General features: G+C 38.5%; 11 protein-coding genes. All 11 read left to right on the top strand.

The features are described from left to right. The first annotated feature begins 33 nt into the window (after nt 1-33). The 11 genes from gshB (at nt 34) to ACFIK4_RS08210 (ending at nt 12,585) form a co-directional block, all read left to right on the top strand. The gene (gene gshB / locus ACFIK4_RS08260; protein ID WP_375611796.1) at nt 34-981 is read left to right on the top strand and encodes a glutathione synthase; all 948 of its coding nucleotides are present in this window, start codon (nt 34-36) and stop codon (nt 979-981) included. A gap of 133 nt (nt 982-1,114) precedes the next feature. Then, nucleotides 1,115-2,161: a PstS family phosphate ABC transporter substrate-binding protein gene (locus ACFIK4_RS08255; protein WP_375611795.1), complete on the top strand. Its 1,047-nt coding sequence runs from the start codon at nt 1,115-1,117 to the stop codon at nt 2,159-2,161. A 75-nt stretch (nt 2,162-2,236) separates the two neighbouring features. Continuing rightward, entirely contained in the window at nt 2,237-3,697 is a 1,461-nt protein-coding gene (gene pstC / locus ACFIK4_RS08250; RefSeq protein WP_375611794.1) for a phosphate ABC transporter permease subunit PstC, read from the top strand. Continuing rightward, nucleotides 3,694-4,983 carry a phosphate ABC transporter permease PstA gene (pstA, locus tag ACFIK4_RS08245; RefSeq protein WP_375611793.1) on the top strand — a complete coding sequence of 430 codons (1,290 nt, stop codon included), beginning with the start codon at nt 3,694-3,696 and terminating at the stop codon, nt 4,981-4,983. The genes pstC and pstA overlap by 4 nt, the downstream gene beginning before the upstream one ends. A gap of 51 nt (nt 4,984-5,034) precedes the next feature. Next, entirely contained in the window at nt 5,035-5,793 is a 759-nt protein-coding gene (gene pstB, locus ACFIK4_RS08240; protein ID WP_375611792.1) for a phosphate ABC transporter ATP-binding protein PstB, read from the top strand. A gap of 21 nt (nt 5,794-5,814) precedes the next feature. Continuing rightward, on the top strand, nt 5,815-6,537 hold the full coding sequence (phoU, locus tag ACFIK4_RS08235) for a phosphate signaling complex protein PhoU (RefSeq protein ID WP_375638370.1): 723 nt from the start codon (nt 5,815-5,817) through the stop codon (nt 6,535-6,537). A gap of 549 nt (nt 6,538-7,086) precedes the next feature. Continuing rightward, complete coding sequence (locus tag ACFIK4_RS08230; RefSeq protein WP_375613326.1) at nt 7,087-7,920, top strand: cell wall hydrolase; 834 nt, start codon at nt 7,087-7,089, stop codon at nt 7,918-7,920. Between the two features lie 177 nt (nt 7,921-8,097). After that, nucleotides 8,098-9,345, top strand: coding sequence for an aminopeptidase (locus ACFIK4_RS08225; RefSeq protein WP_375613327.1), 1,248 nt, complete (start codon nt 8,098-8,100; stop codon nt 9,343-9,345). A 271-nt stretch (nt 9,346-9,616) separates the two neighbouring features. Further along, nucleotides 9,617-10,492 (top strand): bifunctional DNA-formamidopyrimidine glycosylase/DNA-(apurinic or apyrimidinic site) lyase, encoded by an 876-nt coding sequence (gene mutM, locus ACFIK4_RS08220; protein ID WP_375675736.1) that lies wholly within the window; start codon nt 9,617-9,619, stop codon nt 10,490-10,492. An 85-nt stretch (nt 10,493-10,577) separates the two neighbouring features. Beyond that, entirely contained in the window at nt 10,578-11,972 is a 1,395-nt protein-coding gene (locus ACFIK4_RS08215; RefSeq protein WP_375611787.1) for a M20/M25/M40 family metallo-hydrolase, read from the top strand. Then, on the top strand, nt 11,965-12,585 hold the full coding sequence (locus tag ACFIK4_RS08210; protein WP_375632307.1) for a ribonuclease D: 621 nt from the start codon (nt 11,965-11,967) through the stop codon (nt 12,583-12,585). The genes ACFIK4_RS08215 and ACFIK4_RS08210 overlap by 8 nt, the downstream gene beginning before the upstream one ends. Nucleotides 12,586-12,781: the final 196 nt, after the last annotated feature.

Raw genomic sequence — 12,781 nt, 5'->3', positions numbered from 1 at the left:
CCAGTCTGCTTTTAGGATAGAGAGGATTTATTTATGAAAATTGCCATTCAGATGGATCATATTTCAACAGTTCGGATTCAAGGAGATACGACATTTGCACTCGCTTTAGCAGCCCAAGAACGTGGACACTCTCTCTTCCATTATACACCAGATCGTTTATCTCTATACGATGGTTGTGTGATTGCACGACTAGAGCCATTGATTGTACATGATAAAGAGGGAAGCCACTATCGATTAGAAAAGCCTGTTCGTACGGAATTAACAGATATGGATGTGGTTCTTTTACGCCAAGATCCACCTTTTAATCTCAATTATATCACAACAACTCATTTGTTAGAGCGTATTCATCCTAAAACACTCGTTGTGAATGATCCTGCATGGGTACGCAACAGTCCAGAAAAAATTTTTGTTACTGAATTTTCTGATCTGATGCCAGAAACATTAATTACCAAAGATATTGAAGAAATAACAGCTTTTAGAGAGACATTTGGCGATATTATTGTTAAACCACTTTATGGGAATGGGGGCGCTGGTATTTTTTATTTAAGACAAGATGATCGCAATTTAGCATCATTGTTAGAAATGTTTGCAGAAATTTATCACGAACCTTTTATTGTTCAGCGCTATTTAGAGGCAGTACGAAAAGGAGATAAAAGGATTATTTTGCTTGATGGTACACCTGTTGGAGCTATTAATCGAATTCCGACAGAAACAGATGTGCGCTCTAATATGCATGCTGGAGGTCGCGCGGAAAATGTGGAGTTAACAAAACGTGATTATGAAATTTGTGAACGCATTGGTCCAGCCTTAAAGGAACGCGGTCTTCTTTTTGTGGGGATTGATGTGATCGGAGATTATATAACAGAAATTAATGTGACGTCTCCTACGGGAATTCGTGAAATTAAACGCTTCTGCGGTACGGATGTTGCTCATTTGTTTTGGGATGTTATTGAGTTCAAGCGTTCAAATGAATTTATTTGACAGAGGACAAAAACATGGTTTTAAAAAAATGATCCATGTTGTTTTTTATATTTGTTATGTTGCAAATGTGAACTAGAATGACCGTATAATATAAATTAAGAGGCTTTGTTTTCAATTTTTAGGGAGTTTATAGATGAACAAAGTATTATCAATTGGAGTGGGATTGATTTTTGCGCTACTGCTGTCAGCAAATGGAGGCAATGCGCGCGATCAAATACAGATTACTGGTTCATCTACAGTTTTACCTTATCAAAAGATTGTTGCTGAAACATTTGGAGAAATTTATCCCCATTTTAAGGTTCCTGTTATCGAATCGGGAGGAACAGGAGCTGGTATTAAGGAATTCTGCCGTGGTATTGGGGAGAACACTGTTGATATTGTTAATGCTTCGCGAGCAATGAAACCGAGTGAATTACAGTCTTGTTTTGATGCTGGTGTAAAAGATGTTGAGGAAATACGTATTGGGTATGATGGCATTGTTTTTGCAACTGATATTAAGGGACCTGATTGGAAATTACAGCCAGTAGATGTTTATAAAGCCCTTGCTGCTCGAATTATTATAGACGGAAAGTTGCAACCGAATAATGTTTTGAAATGGAGTGCAGTCAATAGTGCTCTTCCTGATTGGACGATAGCAGCGTATATTCCTGGGGAGAAGCATGGGACACGTGAAGTTTTTGAGGAAAAATTACTTACTGAGGGGTGTAAAGAGAGTGGGGCAGTTGAGGTGATGAAGTCTTTAGGAATGGATGATAAGGAGATACACACTGCTTGTATTGCGGTACGTAAGGATGGAAAAGCGGTTGATATTGATGGTGATTATTCTGAAACATTTGCGCGTCTAATTTCTAATAAAACAGGGGTTGGTATTTTTGGTTTGTCTTTTTATCAAAATAATGCTGATAGGCTAAAGGTTGCCGATATTAACGGTTTTGCGCCAACAGTTGAGACGATTTCTAGTGGACAATATCCGGTTTCTCGTCCGCTTTTTTTCTATATTAAGAAAGCACATTTAGGTATTATTTCAGGTTTGCGAGAGTATGTTGATTTTTTTCTTTCTGATCAAATGATTGGTCCAGAGGGTCCTTTGGCTGAATATGGTTTGATTGTTTCTCCTGAAAAGGAACGTCAAGCACAGCGTTCTGATTTTTCTGCTGGTCGAGTAATGACATTGAAATAATTTGCAGGGAAAATTTGTTGGATTTCTGAGATAGGAAATTTGGGTGCTATTTTTTTATAAAAACTGAAAGATAAAATGCGCATTTCCTTCATTGTTTTGCTATTATTGATTTTTGGATTTTGTGGCTTTTGTATTTCTTATATGCGAGCACGCATTCTTGAATACAGACAACATAAAATGCATTCTCGTGCGTATTATTATGGCTGGTGGACATTTTTGATTACTGTTATTCCAGCTTTTATTTTTTTAATTGTTTGGGATGCTGGGAGTACAATTTATTTAGAATATAATGCCTCTCGAGAGCTGGGGGCGTATAGTGCGCATGTAACAGAGCCTGTAAATCACGATCTACTTTGGGAGACACTTCGAAGTCTCGTCAAAAAGATTCATCGCTTTGAGGGGAATCTTTCTACCGCTTCCTATAAGGAAGTGCAGGCACAATTACTCGCGAAGGGATTGATTTTATCCGATGAAGCATCGGATGATGTGTTCAAAATAGCACAGTCGTGGGTATTCTCTTCTGAAAAGCTTAAGTTTATAGGTTATGTTTTTCTTTTTGCTATTGCGTCCTTTGGTTTTATCTGTGGAATGATGCAAATTGCGCCTCATCAACGTGCCCGTAATAAGGTTGAATCTTTTATTATTATTGGATTGATTTGTGCATCTATTGTTGCAGTCTTGACAACAATAGCCATTGCGCTTTCTATGCTTTTTCAGACAGTAAGCTTTTTTCAGTCTGTATCCTTTTCAAATTTCTTTTTAGGAACAGTTTGGGATCCGCGTTTTTCCGCGAGCGGTTCCAGCGATGAAGTAGGACAATTTGGTCTAATACCGCTTCTTGCTGGTACGCTTTATATTGCATTTGTTGCCATGCTTTTTGCTGTACCTATAGGACTATTTTCAGCTCTTTATATGGCGGAGTATGCTTCTGCGCGATTGCGAGCAATTGTGAAGCCATTGTTAGAAGTTCTTGCTGGCATTCCAACGATTGTTTATGGCTTTTTTGCTTTGAAGGTTGTGGGACCATTTTTACGAGATCTCTCTGCTTCTCTCTCAGACGGGGTTAGTTTTATTATGGCACAAAGTGTTTTGACTGCTGGAGTTGTGATGGGAATTATGTTGATACCTTTTGTTTCCTCTTTATCGGATGATGTTATTACGGCTGTTCCACGCATTTTACGTGAAGGTTCTTATGGTTTAGGCGCAACGCAATCTGAAACAATTAAAAAAGTTGTTATACCAGCAGCGCTTCCAGGGATTATGGGGGCTATTTTGTTGACGGCATCGCGTGCAATTGGAGAAACAATGATTGTGGTTTTGGCGGCAGGTGTTGCAGCAAATTTAACACTCAATCCTTTCGAAGCAATGACTACGATGACTGTTAAGATTGTTAATCAATTGACCGGTGATTTTGAGTTTAATTCTCCACAAACTCTGGTGGCTTTTGCCTTAGGGATGACGCTCTTTGTTATGACACTTTTGATGAATATTCTAGCTCTTTATATTGTGCGTAAATATCGGGAACAATATGAATGAATGAAGATTTTTTTCCTCGTCGCAATATTAGTCTCAAGCGTCGGTATTGGGCTGAACGTCGTTTTCGTGCCTATGGTTTGATTGCCATTTTTATTGGTTTATTTTTTTTATTTACGCTTTTATGGTCTATCATTAGTCAGGGTTATACAGCTTTTTTTCAAAGTGAAATGACATTATCGATTTATTTGGATGAAAAGATCATTGATCCAAGTGGTCAACGTAAAACAAAACCACAAGTGCTCATGACGGCGAATTATCCACTTCTTGTACGCAATGCTTTAGCGAAGAAACTTAATATCAATCAAAATGATCGAGCCTCTCTTTTGGACGTTAACCGTATGTTTTCAAATGGTGTCCGTGTTCAACTGCGTGAAATGGTGACAAAAAATCCAAAACTGATTGGCACAATGCAAAAAGTTAAAGTTTTGGCATCTGCGGATATTGATTCTGCTTATAAGGGACAGATTGATCTGCGTGTAGCAGAAAAAAACCGTAAAGTTTCTAATCGACAAATAGAATGGATAAAGCGTTTAGCGCATGATGGTACGCTTTATAAAACATTTAATATTGGTTTTTTTACATTTGGCGCTTCAAGTCGTCCTGAGACTGCGGGATTAGGTGTTGCGATCATTGGTTCTCTTTATATGATAGGCATCGTTTTATTAGTTTCCCTTCCGATAGGCATAGCAACGGCTCTTTATTTAGAAGAATATGCACGCAAAAATAAATTTACAGATTTTATAGAGGTTAATATCAATAATCTTGCAGCTGTTCCTTCAATTGTGTTTGGTCTTTTAGGACTCTCTTTTTTTGTTAATTTTTTAGGATTACCACGTTCAGCCTCTTTTGTTGGTGGTCTTGTTTTAGCGCTCATGACTCTTCCCACGATCATTATTGCAACACGTTCTGCTCTGCGTGCTGTTCCTCTCTCTATTCGTTCTGCAGCTTTGGGGTTGGGAGCATCAAAAACACAAATGATTTTTCATCATGTTGTTCCTTTAGCTGCGCCTGGCATTTTAACAGGCACAATTATTGGAGTCGCTCAGGCTTTGGGTGAAACAGCTCCTTTGCTTTTGATTGGAATGGTTGCTTTTGTTGTTAATATTCCTACGACCCCCATGGATCCAGCAACGGCTTTGCCTGTTCAAATTTTTATGTGGGCGGGTGAAGCAGAGCGTGCTTTTGTTGAAAAGACATCAGGTGCTATTATTGTATTGATGATTTTTCTTGCGATCATGAATATTTCTGCGGTTTTTTTACGTCGACGATTTGAACGCCGCCAGTAATTTTAATAAAACAACAGCTTTGATAAGATTTTTGTAAGGTGAATTTTTGTAATGAAGATTAAAATGCGCGGTCAGGATGTGAAGGTTTCTTACGGAGATAAAGAAGCACTCCACGGTATTACACTTGATATTCCTGAACATCAAGTAACTGCTTTGATTGGTCCATCAGGATGCGGAAAGTCAACTTTTTTGCGTTGTTTTAACCGTATGAATGATACAATTGAAGGCGCTAAAACAACTGGTCTTATTACCTTAGATGGGGAGAATATTTATGACACACGGATTGATGTTGTAGAATTGCGCGCTCGTGTTGGAATGGTTTTTCAAAAGCCCAGCCCTTTTCCAAAATCTATATTTGAGAATGTTGCGTATGGTCCACGCATTCATGGTTTAGTTAAAACACGCTCTGAATTGCATGATGTCGTTGAAAAGAGTTTGAGGCAGGCAGGTTTGTTTGAAGAAGTAAAAGACCGCCTTCATGATCTTGGAACAAGTTTATCAGGGGGACAACAACAGCGTTTGTGTATTGCACGTGCTATTGCGGTTAGTCCTGAAGTTATTTTGATGGATGAGCCCTGTTCAGCTCTTGATCCCATTGCAACAGCACGGATTGAAGAGCTTATCGATGCGTTACGGCAAAATTATACAATTGTTATCGTAACGCATTCCATGCAACAGGCCGCACGTGTTTCTCAATATACGGCTATGTTTCATTTAGGGCATTTGGTAGAAGTTGGTGCGACTGAAATGATCTTTACCTCACCAAAAGAGCAACGGACACAAGATTATATTACGGGGCGTTTTGGATAGGTGAATTGAGGAGTGTAAGATATGTCTATGAAACATACTGTCCGTTCTTATGATGCAGAACTAAAATATTTAAGAGTAAGGATTACAGAAATGGGGAGCCATGCAGAAAGGATGATTGAACGTTCTGTCGCATCGGTTGTGAGTAGTGATCTTCAACTTGCAACGACAGTGATTGCCGATGATGTGTTTTTAGATGAAGCAGAACGTGACATTGATGAAAAAGCGGTTGCTATTATTTGCAAACGCCAACCGATGGCTGTCGATTTGCGTGAAATTATTGGAGCCATTCGTATTTCTTCTGATCTTGAACGGATTGGGGATATGGCAAAAAACATTGCTAAAAGGACTGTTGCACTTTCAGAAATACGTCAATCTGCTTCTGTTTATCATGGGCTTGAAACAATTACAGCTTTAGCACTCAATCAATTAAAAGAAGTCTTAAATGCTTATACGAGTCGCCTATTAGAGCGTGTTGACGCGGTGCGTGAGCGTGATGAGAAGATTGATGCTTTGTATACTTTTCTTTTTCGTGAACTTTTGACGTATATGATGGAAGATATGCGCAATATTACGGTTTGTACGCACTTACTGTTTTGTTTAAAGAATATTGAACGAATTGGTGATCATGTTACTAATATTGCTGAAATGCTGCATTATATCATAACGGGTTACCATATGTCCTCTGATCGTCCTCGTGATGACCTTACTTATAAAGTTGGGGTAGGTGAGAAGAAAATAGATTAAAATTTTTCTTATATGTATAAAATAAGTTTGTAGATATATGAGTATTTTCTTACAGTGCAGCTATAAGAAGAATAAGATAACCATTTTATGGCAAAGCACAAAGAAGCAACAAAGAGTTTTTTCAGAGAAGCATGGCAGATTGTTAACTCTTGGTTTGACATATTTGTATATTGGATGATATCATCACTCGTATTGTGGCAGGAGGGGAGTTTTCTAGGGGAATTTCCTTTCAGATCATTTTGTTAAAATTTTATATTAAAGGGGATATCTGTATTATTTTTTCGTATGTAGAAGAAGTGGATAGTGTTACTTTATTGTAATTGAAACGTGTGGGTTATTATAGCCTATATTGAACCATGAAGAATAACAATATCGATCTGTAAATTAAGAGTTTTTTATTTTTTATTTTGCATAGATACTTTTTGATTACCTCTTGTATTAAAATTTTACTGAGTGGTAACAATTAGCTATGTACTTTATTGAGAGATACATTTAAAGCTCATTTCAAGACTTGAATATCTCAGAGATTATAGGAATGTGTTGCATAAGATGAAAAAAAATCGTTGGAATGTTTTTGTTACCTGTTGTGTAGCGCCGTTAGTTGTTGTGGGATGTGCTTCAAGTCATTTAGATGCTGGAAAAATAAATAATAATAAGACAAAAGCGGTTACATATCCATTGACAGAGCGTCAATGTCTTATGCGAGCGATGTATTTTGAATCAAATCGCACAAGCCGTGAAGGAATGATTGCCGTTGGAACGGTTGTTATGAATCGTGTTAATTCAACCGCCTATCCTAAGACGATTTGTGGTGTTGTTGGTCAATATAGGCAATTTGCTCCTGGTGTTTTAACGCGTCCTATGACGGAGAAAGCATCTGTTGCTCGTGTAAGAGAGGCGGCTGATGCCGTTTTACGGGGTGAACGAGATAAGAAAGTTAAACACGCTAAGTTTTTTCATACCGCTGGTTTGTCTTTTCCGTATAAAAACATGCATTATGTTCAGGTTGCAGGGGGAAATGCTTTTTATGAAAAACGATCACGTGATGGAGAGCTTCAAGTTCCTACAAATAATCGCCCTTATGATGTTGCTTATGCTTTTGCTCAAGAACGTTCTGGTCATGCGCCAAGCTTTATAGATGAAGGCTTAGAGAGTAGGGGCGTAAAGGCAGAGAAAAGTACATCTCCTTCGACAGAAGTAGCACAGTCCAAGATGGCACATCCTGCGCCTTTTGCTATGGTACAGCTTGATAAAGTTCCTATCCCTGCCTATGCACCTCAACATCTAGCTAGGAAAGAGGAAAATAAAACGATTATGGTTTTACCTTCATCTGATCAGTTAAATGCAATTGTTGCAATGTTAGAAAAACGACACAGGAACTAGTAAGTTTTTCATGACCAAAGAAGGATGATATACCCATTGCGGTTTATGAATTAAGTGAATTTTAGCGATAATGATACGCATAAATATACGTAGAGAAAGCGAACTCAAAGGATCTGAAAAACAATTTATAATATGACGACATAAAGAACGCATTCTATTTAAAGAAGGGTATTGGTAATGTACTTTGATATTCATGAGACAATTTTGCCTGAAATGCTTAATCGTCTTGCAGAAATTACAGTGAAAGTGGGGTTGAATTTACAAGAGGGGCAGGATCTTGTTTTAACTGCTCCAGTTTCAGCGTTACCTTTTGTTCGGCGTATTGCATATCATGCTTATAAGGTTGGTGCTGGTGTCATTACACCAATTTTTAGTGATGATATGTTATCGCTTACACGGTTTGAAAATGCCCATACAGCTAGTTTTGATTGTGCCCCTTCTTGGCTTTATGAGGGAATGGCAAAGGCTTTTGAAAATGGGGCAGCGCGTTTAGCGATTGTTGGTGATAATCCTTTGCTCCTTTCCAATCAGGATTTTGATAAGGTTTCACGTTTAAATAAAGCCACTTCAATAGCTTACCAGCCGGCACTCAAGCAAATATCAAATTTTGCTATGAATTGGTCGATTGTTGCTTATCCAACAGCAGGATGGGCTGAGGCAATGTTTCCTTCTTTACCACTTAATGAGGCGATTAAAAAATTAGCCGATGCAATTTTTTCTGCTTCACGTGTTACAGGAGAAGATCCGGTGCAGGCGTGGACTGTTCATAATGCACATTTGAAGAAACGGTCATCTTGGCTTAATGAGCAGCGTTTTTCTGCCTTACACTTTACAGGGCCAGGGACTGATTTAACTGTTGGTTTGGCAGATGATCATGAATGGCATGGTGGTGCATCCGTTGCTCAAAATGGTGTTATTTGCAATCCGAATATTCCGACAGAAGAAGTTTTCACGACTCCTCATGCTCATAAGGTTGAAGGTTTCGTTCGCTCAACAAAGCCCCTTTCCTATCAAGGAACTCTGATTGATAATATTGAAGTACGTTTTGAAGCCGGGCGTATTGTTGAGGCTCGTGCATCAACAGGCCAAGAAGTTTTACAGCAGGTTTTGCAAAGTGATGAGGGTGCAAGCCGGTTGGGCGAAGTTGCCCTTGTGCCCCATTCTTCACCAATTTCTAAGAGTGGCCTCCTTTTTTATAATACCTTATTTGATGAAAATGCTGCATGTCATATTGCTTTAGGGCAGTGTTATTCCAAATGCTTTTTAGATGGGGCATCATTGACGTCAGAAGAGATTGCAGCACGTGGTGGGAATAAAAGTGTCATTCATATTGACTGGATGATTGGTTCTGGTGAAATTGACATAGATGGCATTACCCAAGATGGTGTAAGAGTTCCTGTATTTCGTAAGGGTGAATGGGCTTAATTTTGTTACCATAAAACGCGGTCATTTGAGGTGGGGTGGGATGTAAGCTTTATTGATACGTTAAGTATTTTAGAGTGTGTGGTATATATTCAAGGCAGGGTTTGTCCATAAAGCCTTTAGTTAAATGATTCACATGAGTAGGAATCCAAGTAAAATCGACTCATCAAGAATTTGTTTAGTAGATGTAGAGGAAGTCTTCGTTTTTTGAGGGGGGAAGAAGTCAATTTATCAGTGATACGATTGGAAAGTGTATAATTATTAAAGAAGAGTAATGCCTGAGCTTCCTGAAGTAGAGACAGTTCGTCGTGGACTTGAGTCCGTTGTAACTGATGCAAAGATAGTATCTGTCAAACTTAATCGTAGAGATTTGCGCTTTCCTTTTCCTGAGGCTTTTTCTGAGCGCCTTATTGGCAGAACAATTATAGAACTTGGTCGGCGTGCGAAATATTTATTATTTCATCTTTCTCAGGATGAAACGATTTTAAGCCATTTAGGAATGTCTGGTTCATGGCGTATAGAGAATGATTTTTTAAGAAAAGCTTGTTCAGCGTCAAGTAAATTAGTTAAACATGATCATTTTGTCATGGATATTCAGACAAAGAATGGTGACGTTGATCGTCTTATTTATAATGATGTGCGTCGCTTTGGGTTTATGCTTTTAGTCGATACGGATAAGCTTTATGAACATCCACTTTTAAATAAGCTAGGTCTTGAACCTATAAGTAATTCGTTTTCTGGTCGTTATTTACAAAAGGCTTTTGTTAATAAAAAAATGTCTCTCAAGGGTGTTTTACTTGATCAGTCTATTGTTGCAGGTCTTGGGAATATTTATGTTTGTGAAGCACTTTGGCGGAGTCGTTTGTCTCCACAACGTGGTGCATTTACATTAGCATCAAAAACGGCACGTGCACGTGAATTTGCAGATTCTTTAGCACAAAATATACGCAATGTGATTTCTGAAGCCATTTTGTCTGGTGGCTCTTCTTTACGTGATTATATGCATATAGATGGTTCGCTTGGTTATTTTCAGCATGCTTTTTCAGTTTATGGACGAGAAGGCAAGCAATGTTTGGAATGTGGAGCGCCTATTATGCGCATTTTACAGGCTGGACGTTCAAGTTTTTACTGCTCACAATGTCAAAAATGAATAAGGTGTCTTGCAAAATCTTACAAGAGGCTTAAAGTCATCGCATCTATAATATAATTACACAAGGCTTGAAAGGTTTTTTTTTATGCTGAATAAAGTACTAACACATCTTGATGGAAATATAGAGAAGAGCCTTGAACGCCTTTTTTCTCTTTTACGTTTTCAATCGATTTCTACAGACTCGGCTTACAAGGATGCATGTCGTAAAGCAGCTGATTGGTTAGTGGAGGATTTAAAAAGCATCGGTTTTGAGGCTTCACGCCGTGATACGCCGGGGCATCCAATGGTTGTTGGGCATCATCCTGGACCTTCAGATGATTGTTTGCATGTGCTGTTTTACGGACATTATGATGTTCAACCTGTTGATCCATTGAGTTTATGGGAGGATGATCCATTTACACCTTCTTTAAAAGAGAGAGATGGAGAGAAAGTTATTTGTGCTCGTGGAGCTTCAGATGACAAAGGTCAGTTGATGACTTTTATTGAAGCATGTCGTGCATTTAAGAAAGAAACAGGGCAGCTTCCTATTAAAGTTACTGTTTTATTTGAGGGAGAAGAAGAATGTGCTTCTCCTTCCCTTATTCCTTTTTTAAAAGCAAATACAGATGAACTTAAGGCAGATTATGCATTGGTTTGTGACACGTCAATGTGGGATGCGGATACACCATCTATTGCTCTTTCTCTTCGGGGAATTATGGCAGAAGAGATTATTATCACAGCAGCGAATCGTGATTTACATTCTGGTTATTTTGGAGGAGTAGCAGCTAATCCCATTCGTATTTTAACGAAAATCTTAGCAGGACTTCACGATGAAAATAATAGGGCAACACTTCCTGGTTTTTATGATGGCGTAGAAGAAACACCTCCACAGATTTTACAATCATGGAATGCACTTAATTGTACTGCTGAAAATTTTCTTGGTCCTATAGGACTTTCCGTTCCAGCTGGTGAAAAAGGGCGGAGCATTTTAGAGCTTGTATGGGCACGTCCTACCATGGAAATTAATGGTATTAGTGGCGGCTATGAAGGGGAGGGGATGAAAACAGTTATTGCTTCTCAAGCGAGTGCAAAAGTATCGTGTCGTTTGGTGCATAAGCAAGATCCAGAGAAAATACGCCAAGCGTTGCGTGATTATGTACGTAGCTCAATTCCTGCTGATTGTAAGGTTGAATTTAAGAATCACGGTTCTTCTCCGGCACTTCAGATTTCTGATGATTCATCTTTTATCAAGGAGGCGAAGGATGCCTTATCACAAGAGTGGGAAGTGCCCGCTGTCTTGACAGCCATGGGGGGCTCGATCCCAATTGTAGCAGATTTTCGGTCAATTCTTGGTATGGAAACTCTTTTGGTTGGTTTTGGATTGGCTGATGACCGTATTCATTCTCCTAATGAAAAGTATAATTTAAAATCGTTTCATAAGGGGCAGCGGTCTTGGGCGCGTATTCTTGCTGCTTTAGCAAGTAGGAGGGTAAATGGCTGAGATTCGCGTTCATCAAGGTGATTTACCAAACTTAGACAATTATAAAACTGATGCCATTGCGATTGATACCGAGACTTTAGGATTACAACCCTATCGTGATCGTTTATGCGTTGTTCAGCTTTCTTCTGGAGATGGTACTGCTGACGTTATTCAGATTGCTAAAGAACAAAAGAGTGCACCAAATTTGATAAAATTGCTTGAGGATAACGCAATAACCAAAATATTTCATTTTGGGCGTTTTGATCTTGCTATTTTAGCGCATACATTTGGTGTTATGCCAGAGGCTATTTTTTGTACAAAGATTGCTTCGAAACTCACGCGCACTTATACGGATCGTCATGGCTTGAAAGAAATTTGTAATGAATTGCTGAATGTGAATATTTCTAAACAGCAACAATCTTCGGATTGGGCGGCAGAAACGTTATCACAGGCACAAATTGAATATGCTGCGTCGGATGTGTTATATTTACATCGTTTAAAGGTTATATTTGAAGAACGTTTAAGACGTGAAGAGCGAGAAAATGTTGCCAAGGCATGCTTTCAATTTTTGCCTATGAGAGCTAGGCTTGATCTTTTAGGATGGGCGGAAGTTGATATTTTTGCGCATAGCTAACTTTAAAATTGGCTTTTAAATAGAGTTAATTATTGATGTGAGAGGACAAAATGCTTGTACATTATGGGCGTTTTATCCTCTCATCTTTTCTGATAAGAATTATAATAAATTCTTAAGTGCTATTTCATTTGAAGTTTAGGCAATAAAAATACTTTTGCGAATCCATATTTTTTATTTTTGTAACAGCTTTTATTTG

It is taken from the genome of Bartonella sp. AP9QHHD (assembly GCF_042195625.1).
Classification (GTDB): Bacteria; Pseudomonadota; Alphaproteobacteria; order Rhizobiales; family Rhizobiaceae; genus Bartonella.
The sequence above is the reverse complement of the archived record's forward strand: the minus strand, read 5'-3'. Positions and strand labels throughout refer to the sequence as shown.

Excerpts from the sequence above, each read along its gene's own strand:
- gshB (WP_375611796.1), top strand. The coding sequence starts at position 34 with ATGAAAATTGCCATTCAGATGGATCATATTTCAACAGTTCGGATTCAA.
- pstB (WP_375611792.1), top strand. The coding sequence starts at position 5,035 with ATGAAGATTAAAATGCGCGGTCAGGATGTGAAGGTTTCTTACGGAGAT.
- ACFIK4_RS08215 (WP_375611787.1), top strand. The coding sequence starts at position 10,578 with ATGCTGAATAAAGTACTAACACATCTTGATGGAAATATAGAGAAGAGC.
- mutM (WP_375675736.1), top strand. The coding sequence starts at position 9,617 with ATGCCTGAGCTTCCTGAAGTAGAGACAGTTCGTCGTGGACTTGAGTCC.
- pstA (WP_375611793.1), top strand. The coding sequence starts at position 3,694 with ATGAATGAAGATTTTTTTCCTCGTCGCAATATTAGTCTCAAGCGTCGG.
- ACFIK4_RS08210 (WP_375632307.1), top strand. The coding sequence starts at position 11,965 with ATGGCTGAGATTCGCGTTCATCAAGGTGATTTACCAAACTTAGACAAT.
- pstC (WP_375611794.1), top strand. The coding sequence starts at position 2,237 with ATGCGCATTTCCTTCATTGTTTTGCTATTATTGATTTTTGGATTTTGT.
- phoU (WP_375638370.1), top strand. The coding sequence starts at position 5,815 with ATGTCTATGAAACATACTGTCCGTTCTTATGATGCAGAACTAAAATAT.
- ACFIK4_RS08230 (WP_375613326.1), top strand. The coding sequence starts at position 7,087 with ATGAAAAAAAATCGTTGGAATGTTTTTGTTACCTGTTGTGTAGCGCCG.
- ACFIK4_RS08225 (WP_375613327.1), top strand. The coding sequence starts at position 8,098 with ATGTACTTTGATATTCATGAGACAATTTTGCCTGAAATGCTTAATCGT.
- ACFIK4_RS08255 (WP_375611795.1), top strand. The coding sequence starts at position 1,115 with ATGAACAAAGTATTATCAATTGGAGTGGGATTGATTTTTGCGCTACTG.